The sequence below is a fragment of the Achromobacter sp. UBA5777 genome (genome assembly GCF_002418565.1).
Classification (GTDB): domain Bacteria; phylum Pseudomonadota; class Gammaproteobacteria; order Burkholderiales; family Burkholderiaceae_B; genus Achromobacter; species Achromobacter animicus.
In genome coordinates this window covers 20,807-42,154 of record NZ_DIEJ01000184.1, presented here as the reverse complement: position 1 = coordinate 42,154, position 21,348 = coordinate 20,807, and the positions used below count along the sequence as shown (strand labels likewise).

The 21,348-nt window shown below is 66.7% G+C and carries 18 protein-coding genes; 8 read left to right on the top strand and 10 right to left on the bottom strand.

Annotated features, from left to right (window positions below; genetic code table 11):
* The first annotated feature begins 248 nt into the window (after positions 1-248).
* Complete coding sequence (locus B3446_RS14480) at positions 249-1,442, top strand: class I SAM-dependent methyltransferase (RefSeq protein ID WP_291382671.1); 1,194 nt, start codon at positions 249-251, stop codon at positions 1,440-1,442.
* A 125-nt stretch (positions 1,443-1,567) separates the two neighbouring features.
* Here B3446_RS14480 and B3446_RS14475 read toward each other — a convergent pair whose 3' ends face one another.
* Complete coding sequence (locus tag B3446_RS14475) at positions 1,568-2,677, bottom strand: CCA tRNA nucleotidyltransferase (RefSeq protein WP_291382669.1); 1,110 nt, start codon at positions 2,675-2,677, stop codon at positions 1,568-1,570.
* Positions 2,674-4,812, bottom strand: a complete 2,139-nt coding sequence (locus B3446_RS14470; protein WP_409558276.1) for a lytic transglycosylase domain-containing protein — start codon at positions 4,810-4,812, stop codon at positions 2,674-2,676. The genes B3446_RS14475 and B3446_RS14470 overlap by 4 nt, the downstream gene beginning before the upstream one ends.
* Before the next feature lie 69 nt (positions 4,813-4,881).
* Between B3446_RS14470 and B3446_RS14465 the strand changes: the two genes are divergently transcribed.
* From B3446_RS14465 to B3446_RS14445, 5 genes are all read left to right on the top strand, one after another.
* Positions 4,882-5,556 carry a 5-formyltetrahydrofolate cyclo-ligase gene (locus tag B3446_RS14465; protein ID WP_175186170.1) on the top strand — a complete coding sequence of 225 codons (675 nt, stop codon included), beginning with the start codon at positions 4,882-4,884 and terminating at the stop codon, positions 5,554-5,556.
* Between the two features lie 307 nt (positions 5,557-5,863).
* Complete coding sequence (locus tag B3446_RS14460; protein WP_291382666.1) at positions 5,864-7,294, top strand: circularly permuted type 2 ATP-grasp protein; 1,431 nt, start codon at positions 5,864-5,866, stop codon at positions 7,292-7,294.
* Positions 7,295-7,296: 2 nt separating this feature from the next.
* A complete protein-coding gene (locus B3446_RS14455; protein ID WP_191577633.1) occupies positions 7,297-8,271 on the top strand; it encodes an alpha-E domain-containing protein in 975 nt (324 codons plus the stop codon).
* Positions 8,272-8,284: 13 nt separating this feature from the next.
* Positions 8,285-9,088, top strand: a complete 804-nt coding sequence (locus B3446_RS14450) for a transglutaminase family protein (protein WP_191577632.1) — start codon at positions 8,285-8,287, stop codon at positions 9,086-9,088.
* 77 nt (positions 9,089-9,165) lie between these two features.
* A complete protein-coding gene (locus B3446_RS14445; protein WP_291382663.1) occupies positions 9,166-10,029 on the top strand; it encodes a proteasome-type protease in 864 nt (287 codons plus the stop codon).
* Between the two features lie 46 nt (positions 10,030-10,075).
* On the opposite strand, the gene B3446_RS14440 is transcribed toward B3446_RS14445, so the two are convergent.
* On the bottom strand, positions 10,076-11,203 hold the full coding sequence (locus tag B3446_RS14440) for a CaiB/BaiF CoA transferase family protein (RefSeq protein ID WP_291382661.1): 1,128 nt from the start codon (positions 11,201-11,203) through the stop codon (positions 10,076-10,078).
* Positions 11,200-12,360: an acyl-CoA dehydrogenase family protein gene (locus B3446_RS14435; RefSeq protein ID WP_291382659.1), complete on the bottom strand. Its 1,161-nt coding sequence runs from the start codon at positions 12,358-12,360 to the stop codon at positions 11,200-11,202. The genes B3446_RS14440 and B3446_RS14435 overlap by 4 nt, the downstream gene beginning before the upstream one ends.
* A gap of 89 nt (positions 12,361-12,449) precedes the next feature.
* Between B3446_RS14435 and B3446_RS14430 the strand changes: the two genes are divergently transcribed.
* Complete coding sequence (locus B3446_RS14430; protein WP_191577629.1) at positions 12,450-13,361, top strand: LysR family transcriptional regulator; 912 nt, start codon at positions 12,450-12,452, stop codon at positions 13,359-13,361.
* Positions 13,362-13,386: 25 nt separating this feature from the next.
* Here the strand turns inward: B3446_RS14430 and B3446_RS14425 are convergent, their stop codons facing one another.
* Positions 13,387-14,400 carry a Bug family tripartite tricarboxylate transporter substrate binding protein gene (locus B3446_RS14425; protein WP_291382656.1) on the bottom strand — a complete coding sequence of 338 codons (1,014 nt, stop codon included), beginning with the start codon at positions 14,398-14,400 and terminating at the stop codon, positions 13,387-13,389.
* Positions 14,401-14,623: 223 nt separating this feature from the next.
* Here B3446_RS14425 and B3446_RS14420 point away from each other — a divergent pair, with 223 nt between their 5' ends.
* Positions 14,624-16,180 (top strand): AMP-binding protein, encoded by a 1,557-nt coding sequence (locus tag B3446_RS14420; protein WP_291382654.1) that lies wholly within the window; start codon positions 14,624-14,626, stop codon positions 16,178-16,180.
* A gap of 55 nt (positions 16,181-16,235) precedes the next feature.
* Here the strand turns inward: B3446_RS14420 and B3446_RS14415 are convergent, their stop codons facing one another.
* From B3446_RS14415 to B3446_RS14395, 5 genes are read right to left on the bottom strand one after another with little or no spacing between them, the layout of a single operon-like run.
* Entirely contained in the window at positions 16,236-17,006 is a 771-nt protein-coding gene (locus tag B3446_RS14415; RefSeq protein ID WP_191577626.1) for an enoyl-CoA hydratase/isomerase family protein, read from the bottom strand.
* Positions 17,007-17,016: 10 nt separating this feature from the next.
* Complete coding sequence (locus B3446_RS14410; RefSeq protein ID WP_291382652.1) at positions 17,017-18,156, bottom strand: extracellular solute-binding protein; 1,140 nt, start codon at positions 18,154-18,156, stop codon at positions 17,017-17,019.
* Positions 18,153-19,346: a CaiB/BaiF CoA transferase family protein gene (locus B3446_RS14405; protein ID WP_291382650.1), complete on the bottom strand. Its 1,194-nt coding sequence runs from the start codon at positions 19,344-19,346 to the stop codon at positions 18,153-18,155. Before B3446_RS14405 ends, B3446_RS14410 begins: the two co-directional genes overlap by 4 nt.
* Positions 19,347-19,378: 32 nt before the next feature.
* Entirely contained in the window at positions 19,379-20,140 is a 762-nt protein-coding gene (locus tag B3446_RS14400; protein WP_291382648.1) for an SDR family NAD(P)-dependent oxidoreductase, read from the bottom strand.
* Positions 20,137-21,315, bottom strand: a complete 1,179-nt coding sequence (locus B3446_RS14395) for an aldose 1-epimerase family protein (RefSeq protein WP_291382646.1) — start codon at positions 21,313-21,315, stop codon at positions 20,137-20,139. The genes B3446_RS14400 and B3446_RS14395 overlap by 4 nt, the downstream gene beginning before the upstream one ends.
* Positions 21,316-21,348: the final 33 nt, after the last annotated feature.

Genomic DNA, 21,348 nt, shown 5'->3' with positions numbered 1-21,348 from the left:
CTTTGGCGACCGTCCCAGCTTCGGCGACCGTCCGCAGCGCGAAGGCGGCTTCCGCGGCGGTGATCGCCCCGAAGGCGGCTTCCGTGGCAAGCCCTCGTTCGACAAGCGTCCTGGCGCCCCCGCCAAGCGCTTCGGCAAGTCGAATGATCGCCGCGGCTGATCCCCACGCCTGATTCAAAAAAGCCCCGCGGCCATGCCGTGGGGTTTTTTTTTGGGAAAATGCCGGTTTACCCACGTCTCTGTCGCCCATGCAACGCCCCGCCCCCGCCAATCTGCCCCCCCTTTCCCCCGCCGCGCGTGAGCACAGCGATGCCACCGCCGCCCACCTGCGCGCCGCGATCGCGTCCAACGGCGGCTGGCTACCGTTCGACCACTGGATGGCGGAAGCCTTGTATGCCCCCGGGCTGGGTTATTACGCGGCAGGCAACGTCAAGCTGGCCGATGCTGACGACGGCGGCAAGACGCCAGCCGGCGACTTCGTGACCGCGCCGCAGCTCACGCCGCTGTTTGCGCGCACGCTCGCGCGCCAGGCGGCCGAGGTGCTGCGCCAGACCGGCACGCACGACGTGCTGGAGTTCGGCGCCGGCACCGGCGCGCTGGCCGAAGGGGTGCTGCGTGAACTGGATGCGCTGGGCCTGGCCGACACGCGCTACTGGATCCTGGAGGTGTCGGCGGACCTGCGCGCCCGCCAGGCCGAACGGCTGGCGCCTTTCGGCGACAGGGNNAGGGTGCAGTGGCTGGATGCGCTGCCGAACGCGTTTTCGGGTTGCGTGCTGGCCAACGAGGTGTTGGACGCGATGCCAGTGTCGCTCTTTGTCTGGAGCGAAGCGGGTCAGGTGCAGGAACGCGGCGTGACCGTGGATACGAACGGCGGGTTCACGTGGGAAGATCGGCCGGCCCCGGCGGCCCTGGCCGCCGCCGTGGCGGCGCGCATGCCGGCGCTGCCCGGCTATGTGTCCGAAATCAATCTGCAGGGCGAGGCGTGGATCGCTGCGATGGGCAGTTGGCTCGAGCGCGGCGCGGCCCTGCTTGTCGACTATGGCTTTCCGCGCAGCGAGTACTACCATCCGCAGCGCGCGGGCGGCACGCTGATGTGCCATCTGCGCCACCATGCGCACGGCGACCCCTTCACCGCGCCGGGCCTGCAGGACATCACCGCGCACGTGGATTTCACCGCGATGGCGGAAGCCGCCCTTGAGGCGGGCATGCAGGTGCTGGGCTACACGTCGCAGGCCCGGTTTCTGATGAACGCCGGATTGATGGATCTGCTGGCCGGGCTGGACCCGTCCGATGCCCAGGCCTACGCGCAGGCAGTGGCTCCGGTGCAGAAGCTGCTGTCCGAGGCCGAGATGGGCGAGTTGTTCAAGGTGCTGGCCATCGGCCGCGGCATGACGGCGCCGCTGTGCGGGTTTTCACGCGGCGACCGGCTGGGCAAGCTGTAAGCGACGAGTAGTGGCCGACTGCGCTGAGCGGCTGCGGCGAGTAACTGCGGGGAGTAACTGCGACGAGTACTGCAGCAAGCGGCTGCGATGGGCCACTGCGGCGAGTGCCGCAGCTGCCGGCCGAATCAGCCCGCCTGCAGATCCGCCAAACGCGCCAGTCGCGCCTGGCGCACGCTTTCCTTGATGCGCGCCGGCTCGCCCGCGCACGCCTTGGCGATGGCGCCCGCGTCCACGCCGCGCACCGCCGCCACCCGTTCCTGCCAAGCGGGCATATCCACCGCGCGCAACACCGCCGCAGCATCCAGCAATTCAAAAAAACGTTCTGGCTTGCGCAAGGCGTCGGCGCGCTCCATCAGCGCAAGTTGCGCATCGGCGCCGTCCGGCATGCCATCCAATGCATCGAGCGCGTCCAGCACATCGGGCAGCAGCCGCGCATAGTCGTTGCATTCCGTGGGCACGCGCATCCGGCGGCCAAGCGCCTCGCGCTCGGGCGTCAGGCGGCACATCAGCGCGTAGCGGCTTGCCAGCGGCAAGCCCTGTTGCGCGGCGCGGTCCACCTGCGGCCGCACTTCCTCCACACCCTGCAGTTCGGGCATCACGCGCGCCAGCGCGCCGGATTCGGCAAGCACGCCCAGCATGCGCGACGGCGTTTGCGCCATCAGGCCGCGCGACAGTTCCTTCCAGACGCGCTCGGCCACAAGCGCATCAGCCTCGCCGGCCGCCACCATGCGCCGGCACAATTCCATCGTTTCCGGCGCCACGCTGAAATCGCCAAAGCGCGCGGCAAAGCGGGCGAGGCGCAGGATGCGCACGGGATCTTCCTCGAACGCCTCGCCCACGTGCCGGAAGACGCGGGCGCGCAGGTCATCGGCACCGTTGAGCGGGTCGACGAGCTGGCCGTTCTCGTCCTGCGCAATCGCGTTGACCGTGAGGTCGCGGCGGCGCAGGTCTTCCTCCAGCGTGACGTCCGTGCCCGTGTAAAAGGTGAAGCCCTTGTAGCCCCGCCCCGACTTGCGTTCGGTGCGCGCCAGTGCATATTCCTCTTTCGTGCGGGGGTGCAGGAAGACCGGGAAATCGCCGCCGACCGGGATGAAGCCGCGGCGCGTCATGTCTTCGGGCGTGGCGCCCACCACGACCCAATCGTGATCGCCCGCCGGCAGGCCCAGCAGCGCATCGCGCACGGCGCCGCCGACGATGTAGGCGCGCAGGCCCTCGGTGGCCGGATCCCGCGTCATTGCGCCGCGGCGGTTTCAGTGCCGACCGGCACGATGTTGCCCAGGCGTTCCTTCAGCGATTGCGGTTGCCCGGTGAACATCGCCGCGTAGTACGTGGCATTGGACATCACGTTCTTGACGTACGTGCGCGTCTCGGTGAACGGGATGGTCTCGGCAAAGATGGCGCCTTCAACCGGATGCGTGAACGTCGAGCGCCAGTTGCGCGGCCGGCCCGGACCAGCGTTGTAGCCCGCGCTGGCCAGCATCTGCGAACCGTTCAGGTCGCGCAGCACGATGTTCAGGTAGTTGGTGCCCAGTTCGGTGTTGGTGTCGAAATCATTGACGCTGCCGGGGGTGAAGTCGCTCATGCCGATCTTGCCGGCGACCCACTTGGCCGTGGCGGGCATGAGCTGCATCAGGCCCGAGGCGCCCACATGCGAGCGCGCGTCCATGATGAAGCGCGATTCCTGGCGGATCAGCCCGTACACCCACGCCGGATCGAGCGCGATGGCGTTGGCCTTGGCGGTAACGCGGCCTTCGAACGGCGCGATGAAGCGCTGGCTGAAGTCAAATTCCTTTTCCGTGCGGTCCGACGTGTTGACCACGCGGTCGTAGATGTTCTCGGCGCGGGCCAGTTCGGCGGCCGCCATGAGCTGACGGTCGTTCATGCCGCGCAGCGTGAAGTTCCATTCAGGCACGGCCTCGGCACGCCAGCCCAGGCGGAACAGCAGCACGGCGCGCTGCAGGCCCGGATTGGCGCGCGCCTCGGCGATCTCGCGGTCGCTGATGGGCGCCGGACGCGGCGGCACGTTGATGCGCCGGCCCAGTTCTTCGGCCGCGAGCTGGCCGTAGAAATCGAAGCGGTCGGAGATGCTGGCATAGGCGGCCTGGGCCTTTTCCTTGTGGCCCTGCGCGGCCTGGCCGCGGGCCTTCCAGTACACCCACGCGGTCTCGGCCTGCTGCGAGGCCGGCATCTCGTCGATGGATTCGATGACCCACTTCCAGTCGATCTTGGGCTGGCGCAGCGCCGCGCGCACCTTCCAGGCGGCGTTGTATTCCGTCATGCGGACGTGGCCGGCCTCGCGGTACCAGTCGTTGGCCCGGCTGTCCAAGCCCAGCGCGGCGGCCAGCGCATACTGCCCGCGCACCCAGGCCAGGTTCTGCTTGGACATCGACTTGGCCCATTCGCGGCGCAGATAGGAATCGGCGACGCTGACATCCGACCGCGCCAGGCGGGCCAGCGCGATCGTGACCAGTTCCTTTTCGTTGCGGCCCACCGGCATGCGGTCCTGCCGCGTGAGCCACTTCATGGGGTCCTTCATCAGGACGTCGTAGGTCTTTACGTCGCGCGGCTCGAACATGTACTGCACGAACTTGCGCGCGTCGGTGGTCTTGTTGGCTTCGATGGCGTCGCGCAGCTGCGGTTCAAGCTGCTCCCAGCCCAGGATGCCGTCGGCCACAAGCTGGTCGTACAGCGCCCAGCACGCGCTGCCAGGCGCGAAGACGGCCATCGCCTGCGCGGCGGTGGCGCGCTGGCCGGTCATGTGCTTGCCGTCAAGGATGGCGCATTCGATCTGCGCGTTGCTGTTCTTCACGGGCGCCAGCTTGCGCACCGTTTCGAAGTCGCCGCTGCGGGCGGCGGCCAGCAGCCAGTCGCCGCGCAGGCGGTCGGCCAGATAGGCGTCGCCATTGCTGTTGATGAACTGCTGCAGGGCCGCGACGGGACGGCCCGAGGCGGGCGGCGTCCAGAGCTGGTAGCGCAGCAGCCAGTATTCGGGGTACATGCCCAGCGGATCGCCCTTGGCCTGCGGCACGAGCACGCCCAGAACGGACCACTGCTTGCGGCTCATGGCCTCGCGGGCGGCGACCACGGCGGCCAGCGCGGGGGTTTCGGCAGTAGGCGGCAGGCCTGCCAGCGCCACGGGCGGCACCGCGATCATCGGCTGAGCGGCCTGCACGGCGGGCTGGGGCTGAGGATTGACGGCGGCGCTGCGCTGCTGCGCATCAACAGGCGCACAGGCTGCGGTGAACAGCGCCACCAGCGGGAGAAAGCGATGCAACCCGCGGTACAGCCCGGAGCGGGCGTCGGCGGCTTGCGGCAAGGATTTCTGATACCGTGGTGGCTGCTGGGCGCCTGTCTCTCGACGCACCCGCATGCTGAGCCTACGCAAGTTCGTCTTCAGCATGTTTGCCTTCATCTTCAACCCCCCGGTTACAGCCACAGCATGACTACGCAAAATACTCAAGAGGATACCGCAGTCCAGGAGCGCACGCGATTGCGAAAATTGCGCGCCGACCTGCCGGAAGACCAGCGCAGCCGGGGCGCTTTGCTCATGCGCGCGCGCCTGTTCACATGGCTTAACGTCGCCCGCGACCAGGCCGTGCAGGCGGGCAATCCGGCCCCAACGACCGTCGCCGCGTTCTGGCCCATGGCCGACGAACCCGATCTGCGCCCCCTGCTGACGCAATGGAGCGAGGCCGGCATGACCGTCGCCCTGCCCGTGGTGCGCGAGCGCAACGCGCCGCTCGCGTTCCTGCCCTGGACGCCCGAGGCCGAGCTGCGCGCCGGCCCCTACGGCATCCAGGAGCCCGTGGCCGGTCCCGAACTGCTGCCTGATGTCGTTCTGGTGCCCACCCTCGGTTACACGGAACAGGGCGACCGCCTGGGCTACGGCGGCGGCTACTACGACCGCACGCTCGCCGCCCTGCGCGAACGCGGCCACGCCTTCACCGCCATCGGCATCGCCTGGAGCTGCGGTGAGCTGGAACCGGGATACGTCCCCGCCGCGCACGACGTCCGGCTGGACGCGGTGTTGACCCAGGACGGCTGGGTGCCGCACGCCCCCCTCGAGGAAGGCAAGACAGGCGGATCGGTCCTGCATTCGTATCGGATGAACTGACACGCCGGTCTGCGGGTGCAATCAACGCAACCGTCCGATGCACCCCTCTGGCGCACCCGGCGACGCACCCGGCCACGCACCCGGCCACGCACCAGCCTGACGCATCAGCCGCTTAACAAGCGCGCACCAGCGTGGTGCGCCCGCCCTCGCGCCCGCCGCGGCGCGGCCCGTCCCCCTATTCGTCGCGTCGTCCGCCGTGGGGATGGCAATTCTCCCGTCCCCAGCGCATATTGACTCCATGGCCCCCGCCTGCCGCCAAACCTGGCATGCGGGTTGCTTGTAGATATACATCTGCACCGGAGGAGCCATGATGGACAGACCCGCCCGCCCATCCGCCTATGACGAAATGCGCGACGGCGAAAACCGCATCCGCGCCCACTATCAGGCATTCGAGCGCTGGCACAATGAGCAGTCGGACGAATCCATGTCCGTGCGCCGGCTCGAGGCCGACCTCAGCTTTCGCCGCGTCGGCATCACGTTCTCGGTGGCGGGCGACGCCGCCGGCACCGAACGCCTCATCCCTTTCGACCTGATCCCCCGCATCATCCCCGCCGACGAATGGCGGCTCCTCGAAGCGGGCCTGAAGCAGCGCGTGCGTGCGCTGAACCTGTTCATCCGCGATATCTATCACGGCCACGACATCGTGCGCGCCGGCATCGTGCCGGCCGAGCAGGTCTTCCTGAACGCGCAATACCGCCCCGAGATGCAGGACGTCGACGTGGCCGAGGACATCTACTGCCACATCGCCGGCGTGGACATCGTGCGGGCGGGCGCGGGCGAGTTCTATGTGCTGGAAGACAACCTGCGTGTGCCGTCGGGCGTGTCGTACATGCTGGAAAACCGCAAGATGTCGATGCGGCTGATGCCCGACGCCTTCGGCCGCATCAAGGTCGAACCGGTGGCCCACTACCCCGACCTGCTGCTGGACAACCTGCGCGAGGTTGCGCCCCAGGGCGGCGACGACCCCACCGTGGTGGTGCTCACGCCGGGCATGTACAACTCGGCGTACTTCGAGCACGCGTTTCTGGCGCAGCAGATGGGCGTCGAACTCGTCGAAGGCCAGGACCTGTTCGTCGAACAGAACACGGTCTACATGCGCACCACGCGCGGGCCGCGCAAGGTGGACGTGATCTACCGCCGGCTGGACGACGATTTTCTGGATCCGCTGGCGTTTCGCGCCGATTCCGCGCTGGGCGTGCCGGGCCTCTTGTCGGTGTATCGCGCCGGGCGCGTCACGCTGGCCAACGCCATCGGCACCGGCATCGCCGACGACAAATCCACGTACCTGTACGTGCCCGACATGATCCGCTTTTACCTGGGCGAGGAACCCATCCTGTCGAATGTGCCCACCTGGCGCTGCGGCCGACCGGACGAGCTGTCGCACGTGCTGGCCAACATGCACGAACTGGTGGTCAAGGAAGTGCACGGCGCGGGCGGTTACGGCATGCTGGTCGGGCCGTCCGCCTCGCGCGCCGACGTGGACGCGTTCAGGGACCGCGTGCGCGCCAACCCCGGCAACTACATCGCGCAGCCCACGCTGGCGCTGTCGACCACGCCGACCTACGTGGAATCAGGCGTCGCGCCGCGCCACGTGGACCTGCGTCCGTACGTGCTGTGCGGCAAGGAGATCCGCACCGTGCCGGGCGGCCTGTGCCGCGTGGCGCTGACCGAGGGGTCGCTGGTGGTCAACAGCAGCCAGGGCGGCGGCACGAAGGACACCTGGGTGCTGGAGGACTGATCATGCTGAGCCGAACCGCCGACAACCTGTTCTGGATGTGCCGCTACACCGAGCGCGCCGAAAACACCGCCCGCATGCTGGACGTGAACCTGCAGATGTCGCTGCTGCCGCAGGACACGCACACGCGCGAAGGCTCGTGGCTGGGCGTGCTGCGCATTTCCGAGCTGCAGGGCCTGTACCAAAGCAAATACGCCTCCATATCGCCGCACGACGTGCTGCAGTACATGGTGCGCGATCCGGAAAATTCGTCGTCGATCTATGCCTGCATGCGCGCCGCTCGCGAAAACGCGCGCGCGGTGCGCGGCAGCCTGACGACCGAAGTCTGGGAAACCTACAACACCACCTGGCTTGAGTTGCTCAAGCACCTGCACACCGGGCTGCTGGAGCGCAATCCGGGCGAGTTCTTCGAGTGGGTGAAGTTCCGCTCGCATCTGGCGCGCGGCGTCACGATCGCCACCATGCTGGAAGACGAGGCGCTGTACTTCATGCGCATCGGCATGCATCTGGAACGCGCCGACAACACCGCGCGCATGCTGGACGTGAAGTTCCATGAACGCGGCGGCGCGGGCGCGCAGGACGGCCGTGCGGAACCGGCCGGCGCGGCCGCCGTGCAAAGCGAGTTCTACCGCTGGTCGGCGCTGCTCAGCTCCGTGTCCGGCCTGGAGATCTACCGCAAGGTGTACCGTGACGTCATCACGCCCGACCGCGTGGCCGAACTGCTGATCCTGCATGGCGACATGCCGCGATCACTGCTGGCCTCGATGCGGGCGGTGGCCGGCGACCTGGCGCGCGTCTCGAATCAGCGCTCCACGGAAACCGAGCGCCGCGCGGGCATGCTATGTGCGGAGCTGCAGTACGGGCGTGTCGAAGACATACTGGCGAGCGGACTGCACCGCTACCTGGATCGCTTCCTGGACCGCATCAACGACCTGGGCAACCGGATCAGCCAGGACTTCCTGGTGCCGCTGTCGGCCTAACACGGGAGAGGCAATGAAGCAGATCATCACGCACGTCACGCATTACCGCTACACGGCGCCGGTCAACTACAGCATCCAGACCCTGCGCCTGACGCCGCGCGACGACGAGCACCAGCGCGTGCTGCGCTGGCACATCGAAGCCCCCGGCGAACTGGACAAGCAGGTCGACGCCTTCGGCAACATCACGCATACCCTGACCCTGAACCAGCCGCACAGCGACATCGAATTGCGCGTCTCCGGCCAGGTGCTGGTGGCGCCGCTGACGCGCGGCGTGCTGGGCAGCGAAGACAGCCGCCTGCCGGTGCACGCCTATTGCGTGCCGACGCGGCTGACGCAGGCGGATGAAACGATTCTGGCCTTTGCACGGGCGGTGTTGCCGAATGGACTGTCGACGTCGGACGACATCCTGAAACTGGCGGCGGCGATCCATGGACGCGTGGCCTACGTGCCCGGCACCACGGACGTCACGACAGCCGCCGATCAGGTGCTGGCCCTGGGCCTTGGCGTGTGCCAGGACCACGCCCACCTCTTTCTGGCGTGCGTACGTGGTCTGGCGGTGCCGGCGCGATACGTCAGCGGTTACCTGTACACCACCGCCGAGCATGCGGCCAGCCACGCGTGGGCGGACGTCTGGCTGCCCGACGTGGGCTGGACCAGCGTGGACATCACCAACAATCAGTTTGCCTCGGAATGCCATTGCCGGCTGGCGGTGGGCCGGGACTACGACTCGGCCTCGCCCGTGCGCGGCGTGCGCACCGGCGGCGGCGAGGAATCGATGGAAATCAGCGTCCAGGTCCAGGCCGGCGCGCAGCAGTAAGCCCGCAGCAGTATGCCGTTACATCCGCCCCGCCGCGCCGCAATACAATGCGTGGTGGTTTTTCCCTCTTTCCGATCATGACCTACTGCGTAGCCGCCCGCCTCGACGCCGGCCTGGTGTTTCTCTCCGACTCCCGCACCAACGCGGGCGTCGACCAGATCAGCGTCTTTCGCAAAATGACCGTTTTCGAACTGCCGGGCGAGCGCGTCATGGTCCTGATGACCTCCGGCAATCTGGCGGTCAGCCAAGCCGTGCTGAACGTGCTGACCCGTCAGCGCGAAGAAGGCGCCGACACCCTGTGGAACGCGCCCGACATGTTCGCGGCCACGCGGCTGGTGGGTGCGGCGGTGCGCGAGGTCTACCGCAGCGAGGCCGCCGCCCTGCACGAGCAGGGCGTGGATTTCAACGTCAGCATGATCTTCGGCGGCCAGATCGGCACCGAACAATGCCGTCTGTTCCAGGTGTATTCGGCGGGCAACTTCATCGAGGCCGGCCAGGAGTGCCCGTATTTCCAGATCGGCGAGGCCAAGTACGGCAAGCCCATCCTGGACCGCGTGCTGCAGCCGGACACCTCGCTGGACGAGGCCGCCAAGTGCGCGCTGATCTCCATGGATTCCACGCTGCGCTCCAATATCTCGGTCGGCGTGCCGCTCGACCTGCTGGTGTACAGCGCCAACGCGTTGCGCGTGACGCACTTTGCCAGCATCGACGAACACAACGAATACTTCCGCATGATCCGCGGCACCTGGGGTGAACGCCTGCGCCAGGTCTTCGCGGAAATCCCGGATCCGTCGTGGACCAATCCCGACGCCCCCGGCTCACTGGTGCCGCCGTCGCGCGTACACCAGCCGCTGCGCATGGAGCCCGTCAACACCGCCCACGCCCCCTACGTGACGCCGCAGGTGCTGGCCGAAGAGCCGGGCAAGGACCAGCCCAACTGAATCGCGTGACGGGGGCATGGCACGTGGGGGGGCCATGGCACCCCGCCTATCTCGGCCCGCGTCCGGTTGCCCAGGCCAGGATCTCATCCCGATTTCCATCCAGCTCAGGCACTGCCGCCGGCTGTACGGGCAGCGGCTTTGAGAACTTGACCGGAAATGCCACGCGGGGTCCGTCAAGCGTCTCGGCAACCACGCCCCGATGGCGTACGTGCGGATCGTCGAAGACCTCGTCATGCCGAAGCACCGGCGCCCAGGGAATGTCGCGGCCACGGAACACGCCTTCCCAATAATCCAGGCTGCGGCTGGCAAACAATGCGCGCAGCCGGTCGCTCAGCGCCCCCTTGTCACGCAGCCGTCCTGCCCGCGTCCGGTAGGTCTCCGTGGTCAGTTCGGGACAGTCCGGCGCGAGCGCCTCGCAGAGGTTTTGCCAGAAGGCTTCTTCCAAGATGCCCAGCGCAAGATGCCGTCCATCGGCCGTCTCGAACACGTCGTTGTCGGGCATGACATGCGGCAGGTTATCGATGGACGCGCCGGCGGGCCCGTTCATCGCCTGCAGGGCCGGCGCCATCCAGGCGGTCAGCGCATCATGGATGGACACGTCCAGATGCTGGCCCACGCCCGAGACACGCGCGTCATCGACGGCGGCCAGGATCGCCAAGGCGGCGTGCATGGCCGCGCAATAATCCGACAGGCGCAAGCGCGGGCGCCCCATCACGTCGCGCACTTGCGATGGAACGGCCCAGTAACCGGACAGGGCCAGATAGTTCACATCGTGGCCGGGCCGCTGCGCGTAGGGGCCTGTCTGGCCAAAGCCGGAGATCGAACACATCACGATACGTGGATTGGCTTGCGCCAAGCGGGTGTAGTCCAACCCCATCCTGGCCATGACGCCGGGCCGGAAGCCTTCGATCAGCACGTCGCTGCGCGCGGCCAGCTGCAGGAGCGTGCTCCGGTCTTCCTCGCGCGTGAAGTTCAGGCTGATGGATCGCTTGCCGCGGTTGTACTTGGCAAACGTTTCCGCGCCGAGCTGACGCGCCGTGTCGCCCTGCGGCTTTTCCACCTTGATCACGGTGGCGCCAAGCTGGCCGAGCAGCATCGCCGTATAGGGGCCCGGGTGAAGCTGGCCCAGGTCCAGCACGGTCAGCCCGCTGAGATAGCCGCCGCCTCGTGTCATGCCAGGATCCCCTTGGCGATCGTATTGCGCTGGATTTCGCTGGTGCCGGTGACGATCCGGTAAAGGCGCAGGCGGCGGAATATGAACTCGACGGGGTGGTTCTTCGTCACGCCTACGTTTCCATGGATCTGCATGGCCTTGTCGGCTATGTCGAAGCAGCGTTCAGAGACGAACAGCTTGCACATGGCGGCCTCGTCCCGCACGTCTTCGCCCGCGTCGGCCTTCGCGGCCGTGGCAAGCACCATGTGTTCGCAGGCATACAACGCCGTCGCCATGTCGGCCAGCATGTGCTGGATGGCCTGGAAGCGGCTGATCGGGCCGCCGAACTGCTGGCGGTGCTTGGCGTAGTCCACCGCCAGCCTGAAGGCCTGACGCGCCAGGCCGATCATCGTCGGACAATGCAGCAGCCGGTTCACGCTGATGCGATTCATGGCGATCTTGAAGCCCTGCCCCGGCGCGCCGATCAGATTTTTCTTCGGCACGCGAACCTGATCGAACACGATGTCCGCGTCCACGTACTGACCCGTCATCGGCACGCAGTCGTGCACAAGCCGCACGCCAGGACTGTCCAGGTCGATCAGTATCGCCGAGATGCCGTCGGTCCCTGCCTCCGGGTCGGTGACGCACATCGTGATGGCAAAGTCCGCAAACATGGACGCCGTGATGTAGTGCTTGGTGCCCGTGACGATGTAATCGTCGCCGTCCTCGACCGCGGTGGTCTGCAGCCGGGTCGCGTCAGAACCCGACTGCGGTTCCGTCATGGCAAAGCAGGCCCCGCGCTCGGCGTGGATCACGGGCATGATGTAGCGCTCCAGCTGATACGGCGTGGCATGGCGCACCAGATTGCCGATACGCGACGGGCCGCCCCAGTCGCCCAGCACGTGCGGAAACAGGATGGCGCCGGAAGCGGCGACGTCGTCCTTCAGTACGCACAGATCGCGATAGGACAGGCCCTGCCCACCCAGTTCCACCGGCAACTGCGGACCGTACAGTCCGAGCGTCCGGCACCGTTTCCATACGGATTGCACCAGGCTGCGCTCGAACTTGTCTTCGTATCCCAGGTTGAGCGATCGCTCCAGCGGAAGCAGTTCGTCCTGCAGATACTGCCGCAGCCGCTCGCGCAGTTCGGCCAGGGTAAGCGGTGTGTCGTTGGGCATGATGTCTCCTGTCTAGGTAGTGCCCAGCTTGACAGCGCCAGTCATCCTCATGATTATCTTTTCTTCGATCTTGATAACCATGCGGAATCATGAGACTGGAAGATCTGGACTATTTCCTGGCCGTCGCCCGCCTGGGACACGTGGGCCGCGCCGCGGACAGCATCGGCATCAGCCAGCCCGCGCTGACCAAGGGCATCCGCCGCCTGGAAGACGAACTGAAGCTCCAGTTGTTCCTGCGCACACCCAAGGGCATGGAGCTGACCGTCCCCGGACGCGCGTTCTATCAACGGTCGGTCCAGGCCCGGCGCGAGCTTGACGACGCGATGCAGGAAGCTGGTGATCTGCATCGGGGCAGCATCGGGCAGGTACGCGCGGGCGTCACGCCGCTATTGGCCGAGCCGTTCTTCAATCCCGCCTGCATCGAATTGCTGTCGCAGCGGCCCGCCGCCAAGGTGCAGGTCATGGTCAGCCTGAACGATGCGTTGATTCCTGCCCTGCGCCAGGGAGACCTGGACTTTGCGATCAGCTCGCTGTTTGAATCCGCCACCGCGACCGAATTCGAGTGCGAACCGTTGTTTGCAGACCGGCTATATGCCGCGGCGCAGCCGGGCCATCCCTTGCTGAGCGGACGCAAGATCCGCTTTGCCGACCTTGCTCCGTACAAATGGATGCTGCCTGGCCCGCAAGCCGCCTCCCGCCGCTGGTTGGAAAGCAGATTCGCGCAGCACGGCTTGCCCCCGCCCGAAGTGACAATCGAGTCCAATGCGTCCGTATCGAACCTGCTGAGCATCCTGCACGGCACTGACCTGCTGACGCTGGTCAGCGAAATGACCCTGTCGGCGCACGCCGGCCAGGACCTTGCGATCGTGCCGCTGGAGGACCTTACCTGGCATCGCCAGATCGGCGTGCTGACGCGGCGCAATAGCTATCAGTCGCCCCTGACCGAGCGGCTGCTGGAGATCCTGCGCCAGCACGCGCAACGGCGCGCGCAGGCGAAGTAATCCCCAGCTTGCCGCGTGGCGTCCGCTATTCCGCCGTCAGACCCAGGCGCTGGATTAACGGTCCATACCGAGCGGACTCCTGATCGATGAGCTTGCTCATGTCGGCCGGCGAGCCGGCAATGGATTTGAACGACTGCGACTCAAGCGCCTGCAAGACTTGCGGGTCGGCCATGACCCGGCGGATCGCCGCATTCAGGCGTTCCACGACCGCTGGCGGCGTGCCCTTCGGCACGGCGATGCCCGCCCAGCTGCCGCTGTCGAAGCCTGCGTAGCCCAGTTCGGCGATCGACGGCACGTCAGGCAGGGACGCCGCCCGCGCTTCGCTGGTGACGGCTACCGCGCGGATTTTGCCCGACGTAATGAATGGCATGGCCGGCGCAACGGCCACAATGCCCACATCTATCTGTCCGCCGGCCAGGTCGTTCAGCGCGTTGCTGCCGCCGCGGTACGGCACGTGAACGGCATCCAGCCCGAAATGCTGCTTGATGGTTTCGAACGTCAGGTGCATGGACGAGCCCACGCCCGGGCTGCCATAGCTGAGCTTGCCAGGATGGGCCTTGGCATACGCCTGCAGTTCAGCGAACGTCTTGATCGGCAAAGCGCTGTTAACCAGCACCACGTGGGGCGCGATGCTCAACCCTGATACCGGCGCAAGGTCGGCGATCGGATCGTACGTCAGCTTGGGCGACAGATGCTTTGCGATCGCGAAGTTGCCGCCATATTCAAGCAGGGTATAGCCATCGGCCGCCGCACTGGCGACTTTGCCGCCGCCCAGATTTCCGCCGCCGCCTCCCACGTTTTCGACAATGATGGTCTGCCCCAGCTCCTTGCCCAGCGGCGCCGATACCAACCGGGCGATGTAGTCGAACTGGCCGCCCGCCGTGAACGGAACGATCAGGCGGATGGGCTTTTCCGGATACTTGCCCGCCCCGTCCGCGGCCTGCGCCGACGTGATGGTGGCCAGGCCCGCCAGCGCAAGGGTCGCCTCGGCCATGCGACGGACCGCCTTCACTCCCCACCGAACATCTCGTTTGTCCACGCCTGTCTCCTGTCTCTTGTCGGGGTTGGACCGTCGCCTCCCCTTTGGCAATAGAGGTAACCCGGCGCCCCGCGCCGCGTCATGCCACACCCGGCGATCTTCATAACGCACGGGAATCGCGCAGACGCGATAACGCAGCGGCATGAGGTTTTGCGCCCCGGTTATGCGGCCGTGCGCTGCGCCGCGCAGCATAGCGGCAAGCCAAATTCGACACGGAGCCGTCATGAACCAAGGCCGATACACCACCCGCAACGCGCGCTACTGGCGCGACCGTCCCGCCATTATCTTTGGCGACCGCAGCATAAGCTTCGGTCAACTGGAAACCCGTTCCAATCGGCTGGCCAATGCACTGCTCGGGCTGGGCCTGACCAAAGGCGACCGCGTCGCCATCCAGGCCTGGAATTGCCCTGAGATCATCGAACTGGAATGCGCCCTGTACAAGGCGGGATTGGTCAAGGTGGCCTTGAACGCCCGCTTGTCGGCGCAGGAGATGGTGGACTCGGTCAACAACGCGCAGGCCTCCGTGTTCATCGTGGATCCCGCGCATCTGGAGGACGCCGAGTCGAACCGCCACGCGTTCGAAACCGTTCGCCACCATGTGGTGACCGGAAGCCGGGACGAAGGCGGCTGGCGGTCCTACGAACGCCTTCTGGAGGCCGCCGCCGACCGCAACCCGGATGTGTCCATGCAGCCGCAAGACCTGGCCGTGCTGCATTTCACCTCGGGCTCTACCGGCAAGCTGAAGGCCGCCATGCAGACCGTCGGTAACCGCCTGGCATCGCTACGCAAGGTCGTCATGGGCCGCATGCGCGCCAATCCGGGCGAAGTGCTGGCGCTGGCCGGACCCATCACGCACGCCAGCGGCATGTTCATGCAACCGTTCCTGTTTCAAGGCGGCACGATCCTGCTGCACGATCGCTTCGAGCCCGAGGCCTTTCTGGCTTCAGCCGCCCGTCACCGTGCCGCCTTCAGCTTCATGGTGCCCACGATGGTCAACATGCTGATCGCGCATCCGAACCTGCATCGCCATGACCTGTCTGCGCTGCGGCAGATTTCCTATGGCGGCGCGCCGATGGCGCCTGCACGCATCCGCGAAGCCTGGGAAGCATTGGGACCCAAGCTCAGCCAGGGATACGGCGCCGGCGAGACAACGGGCGGCCTCGTTCTGCTAAGCGCGCTGGATCACGCCGAGGCGATGGCCGGCCATCCGGAGCGCCTTCTGTCCTGCGGCCGGCCTTTCGGCGAAAGCGAAGTCCGGCTCGTCGATGAAGACGGTCAGGAAGTGCCTCCCGGCGAAATTGGCGAAATCAGCGTCAGCGGTCCGGACGTCTTTGCCGGCTACTGGCAAGAACCGGAACTGTCGGCGCAGGCGCTGCGCGACGGCTGGCTGCATACGGGCGACCTGGCGCGCACCGACGACGAAGGTTTCATGTACATCGTCGACAGGAAGAAGGACATGATCATCTCGGGGGGCTTCAACATCTACCCGACGGAAGTCGAGCAGGCGCTCTACCAGCACCCCGCCGTTTACGAAGCCTGCGTGTTCGGCGTGCCCGACAAACTGTGGGGCGAGTCAGTAAAGGCGATGATCGTCCTCAAGCCGGGCGAAGCGGCGACCCCGGCCGACCTGATCGAGCATTGCCGCAAGCAACTGGCCGACTTCAAGAAGCCGCGGAGCGTCGAACTGCTGACCGAACTGCCAAAGAATGCCAATGGCAAGGTCGCAAGAAAGCAGATGCGGGATGCATTCTGGGCCGATGAGGAACGCAAGGTGGGCTGATCCCCGCCCCCGCCCCCCGCCCACCGAACAGGCGCTCGGTGGGCATCCCCTCACATCAGCGCCGCTCGAACTTCGGCGCGCGCTTTTCTTCAAACGCCTTGCGGCCTTCCTTGGCGTCGGCGGTGGCAAAGCAGATCGCCTGCAGATCGCGCTCGTATTCCACGGCCTTTTCCAGCGGCATCGACAGCGCGGCGCGCAGATTGACGCGTGCCGTCTCGGCCGCGATCGGCGCGCGCGAGGCGATGGTGGCGGCGAGCGCCTGCGCGCGCTCGCGCAGTTGTTCTTGCGGCACCACCTCGCTCACCAGACCCCAGGCCAGCGCCTGCTCGGCGCGGATGGGGTCCCCGGTCAGCACCATGAGTGCGGCGTTGCTCGGGCCGATCGCATGGACGAGCTGCGCCGTCATGCCGCCGCCGCCGATCCAGCCCAGCTTGATCTCTGGCGCGCCCAGGCGCGCGTTGTCGGCGGCGATGCGGATATCGCAGGCCAATGCCATCTCCAGGCCGCCGCCGAAGGTGTAGCCGTTGATCGCGGCCACCGTGGGCTTCTTCAACATGCGTACGCAGTCGCAGTAGTCGAGCCGGTTGCGAAAATCCCAGGGCGTCGCGTAGCGGTCCAGCTCGGTAATGTCCGAGCCGGCGCAGAAGGCCTTCGGACCCGCGCCGGTCAGGATCACCGCGCGCACCTGCGAGTCGGCATTGCATTGCTCCACCGCCGCGATCAGCAAATCGGCCATCTCGGGCGTCATCGCGTTCAGCTTCTCTGGGCGGTTGAGTTCGATGATGGCGACATGGCCATCGATACTGAGATTGACGAGTGCGCTCACGTCGACATCCTTATTGCGGAGTGCTTGGGGTGGCGGCCAGGCTGGCCTCGAAACGCTCGGTCAGGCCGCGCGCCAATGCATGGGACGATGCACGGGCGGCGACGCCATCACGCAGGAACTGCGAGGCCTCGCTCTGAAAGGCGATGTAGCCGTCGTGCCGCGGCCGGATCGATGCGGCTTCAAGCGTGCGGGCCGTATTGGCGTAGAAGTTGCCGCTCGCCGCATTCACGTTTGCATCGGCCCAGCTGCCGCGATGGCTGGGCTGTCCTTCGTGCTGCGGGATGAAGCGGCTTTGGGTATCGGCTGCCAGCAACCACAACAGATGCGCGCGCAGCTCTGGTCCCATGATGCAGCGCCGCGATATCGCAATCCCGGTGCCGCCGAGGATCGACCCAGGCCGGCCGGCGTCGGCCTGGGGCGCGTCGCGGAACGTGAGCGGCTTGGCGACGGCGGCGGTGGCGTAGTTCACATAGCCATAGACCAGCGGGCAGAGCGTGATGTCATCACGCGCGCTCATGTGGCCAAGCAAGGCGATCGGGTTGTACGCCAGGGCGTGCGCGGGCGTGCGTCGCGCCAATTCGGTAAGCACGTCGCACGCGCCGGCGAGCGTCGCCTCGTCGTGCCAGGCGCCGTGCGGCCGCAGGTCGGTGTCGGGCGCGATGGCAGCGGCGATCGACAGCAGCGACAGAAACGGATGCGGACCGCCCCAGCTGAGCGCGACCGAGCCGCTGCGTTGCGACAGCGTCATCACCGCATCCCATGTGCGCGGCACGGGGCCGTCGAGCCGATCCGCGCGCGTGGCCATCACCTGCGTGGCGGCATCCAGGGGCAGCGCCCATTGGCGGTCAGCCATGCGATAGCTGTCGTACGACAGTCCGATGCTGTCGCGTGCGATCCGCGCCAGCTCGTCGGGCGCGAACACGGTGTCCAGCGGCTGCAGGCAATCGTGCGCCAGGGCTTCGCCCAGATGCGGATGATCCAGCACCACCAGGTCATAGCGGGCGCAGAGTTCGGCAATCGGCGCCGACTCGAACCCCTCCAGCGACTGCTTGTCCCAGTGCACCAGCGGCGTGTGGGCGGTCGCCGCGTGCAGCGCATTGAAGCCGCGTGGGTGATCCCAGGTCAGGCCGCGATAGGGTAGCTCGCTCATTCCGAGGCCCCGCGCAGCACCGCGCCCGAGGCCGCATGTGCGGCGATCTCGTTGTCGCTGAAGCCAAAATCACGCAGCACTTCGTCGGTATGCTGGCCGGTGAGCGGCGCACCGCGCACCACCTGGCTCGGGGTCTTGGAAAAGCGGATCGGAAAGCCCGGCGTCTTGATCCGGCCTTCGGTCGGATGCTCGTATTCGACGAACGTGCCGTTGTGCGCGATTTGCGGATCGTCGACTAGATCGGCATAGCCATACACGGGGCTGCACCAGATGCCGGCGGCATCCAGTTTGGCGAACCAGTCGGCGGTCGAGGCCTTGGCCAGCGTATCGCGCACCAGCGCGTAGATCTCGTCGCGCTTTTCCCAACCGTCGCGATCGGTGTACGCCGCCAGGCGCGGCTCTTCGGTCACGCGCGCCAGCACCTTCATGTCGGGCATTGCCAGCGCCAGATAACCGTCGGTCGTCGCGAACGTGCCATATGGCGCGCGGATGTACACGTGGGCATGCGGCTCGGCGCTGCGCACCTGCGGCTTGTGCCCCACGGTGTACACCGAAAGCTCCTGCATCTGGATCGTGGTGATCGCATCCAGCATGTTGACCTCGACCTTCTGGCCCTCGCCGGTGCGCTCGCGATGCAGCAGCGCGGCCAGCACGCCTTCGAAGGCGCAGTACGCGGTGACGGCGTCGACGACATACTGGCCCGCCGCGCGGGGCGCTTCGCCGGCCCGTCCCGACGACAGCATCGCACCCGACATCGCCTGCAACAGCAGATCCTGCCCGGGACGCGTGGCATAGGGGCCGTCTTCGCCGAAGCCCGACATCGATACATAGATCAGGCGCGGGTTCAGGGCCGACAGGGTCTCGTAGTCCACGCCCAGACGGCCGGCAACGCCCGGACGATAGTTCTGGATGAACACATCGGCTTGCGCCGCGAGTTTCTGGATGATCTCCTTGCCGCCGGCGCTCTTCAGATCGATCGCCAGCGAACGCTTGTTGCGGTTCAGCGAGAGGAACGACACGTTGATCTTGTTGCCCGTGATGCCGCCGGCCGGCGCGTGCCGCTGCCATTCGCCGGTGGGCGGCTCGATCTTGATCACGTCGGCGCCCAGGTCGCCCAGACGCTGCGCCGCGAACGGCCCCGCCATGGCGATGGAGCAGTCCAGAACCTTGTAGCCAGAAAGAATGCTCATTGCTTCTACCCTTTGCGTGGCGCCAATGCGCCTCAGTGCATGACCCAGCCGCCGTCCACCGCCAGCGTCTGTCCGGAAATGAAACCCGCCTCGTCCGAGGCCAGGAACAAGATGGCCGCGGCGATGTCGCCGGCGTGACCGCGGCGCTTGACCGACTGGCGTTCAAGCACCATGCGGTTGTAGCCCTCGGGATCGGGATGGATTTTCTCGGCGTCGGTCGGAAATGCGCCCGGCGAGATGGCGTTGACCGTGATGCCCCACTTGCCGAACTCGCGGGCGAAGGCGCGCGTGGCGCCCACCATGGCGCCTTTGGACTGCACGTAGGGCAGCAGGTTTTCCCAACCGCCCGATAGGGTGATCGACGAGATGTTGATCACGCGGCCCCAATGCTGTTCGCGCATGCCCGGCAGCGCGGCCCGCACGATCTGCACGGCGGCCTCCACGTTGACACGGTGCACGCGAGCCAGCTCGGCATCGCTGTATTCCTCGAACGGGCGCGAGGGATAGATTGCCGCATTGTTGATGACCACATCGATCGTGCCCTCGGCCGTCAGCCGCTCAAGGTGAGATTGCAGCGCGTTTGCGTCGGCTAGGTCGGCCTGCAGGATCTGAAGCTGGCCGGCCAACTGCGCCGGTACGGTGCTGCGCAAGCGATCGATATGCCCGGCATGGTTGTCCAGCGCAATCACACGCGCGCCCGCCTCCAGCAGCGCAATCGTGGTGTCCACGCCAAAGCCGCCCGCCGCGCCCGTGTAGAGCACGCGGCGGCCTTGCAAGGAGAAGCGCGCGCTCATGTGCGCCCCGCGATGGGCGCAAAGCGTCCCGACAACGGCGGATAGTCGCTCTCGGGCTGCACCGCGATTGCCCGGATACGAGCTTCGCAGGCCGCGATGTCGGCGGCCGAGCCCAGCACGCTGAATGTGGTGTCGTAGCGGCGCTCGTCGCCATGCTCGAGCCAGATGAGCTCGTTGCGCTCGCGCGCCGCGCCCTGGCCCAGCACATGGTTGGTGGAGGGCTCGATGCCCATCGCATACTGGCCGGATTGCAGGTTCTGCCATTGGTACTGGCAGGGGAATTGATGCTTGTAGGTGCTGACCTGCATGCCCAGGCCCAGCGCATCGTTCACCAGGGCGACCGGCACGCTGCCGTCGGCCGCGGCCGCCATCTCGTGCTGCCACACCTGCTCATGAAAGCCCAGCTGCGGCGCCGGCATGCGGCGGTAGCCCACGCCCTGCTTGCGGTAGTCCTGCTCGTGCGCGGCCCACACCACCTCGCGGATCGGCGCCAGATAGCGCGAATCGGCGTCCAGCACCGGATAGCCCAGGTTGATGTGATAGCAGAGCATATGGGGCGTGCGGTAAAAGCCGCGATTCACCACACGGTCCGACAGCTTGATGTCGTTGGTGCCCACCTCGATCTCGATGCGGCGGTGCAGCTCGAGATGCTCGCCGAACACCGTTCCCTGGCTCACCACGCCTTCGGCCCACAGCACGCAGCGATCGCCATCCCAGCGTTCGCCGTAACCGGTCAGCCGCGCGGGAATGGTACCGACGCGGCCATGGATGGATTGCTTTGCCGTCTTGCGCGGGCCGTACACGTAGTTGTCGGCCGGCGCGTCGTACATGAACAGGATGTGATCCAGCCCGCAGGTGATCATTAGCCCCGAAAACGAACGCATCCAGCCCAGTCCGCCCTCGCCTTCGTAGTCATGCAGCCCAGGGTTGCGAAATCCCGACGGCGATTGCCATCCCATGGCCATACCGCGATATTCGCAGTCGGCGATATCCATCGCCCGATCCACCAGCACCGTAAACCGCAGGCCCGTGCCGCTGCGGAACTCCAGCATGCGGATACCGCGCTCCAGCCCGTCGTCCAGCGTCATCAGGCGTACGCCGGCAAACTGCGCAAGCTGTCCGGTGCGCGCCTCTACGTCGCGGCGCGTCATCCAGGTCCCGTAAATGTCAGGCATGAGTTCTCCCTGGCGGATGCGCGGGCGCGCGTC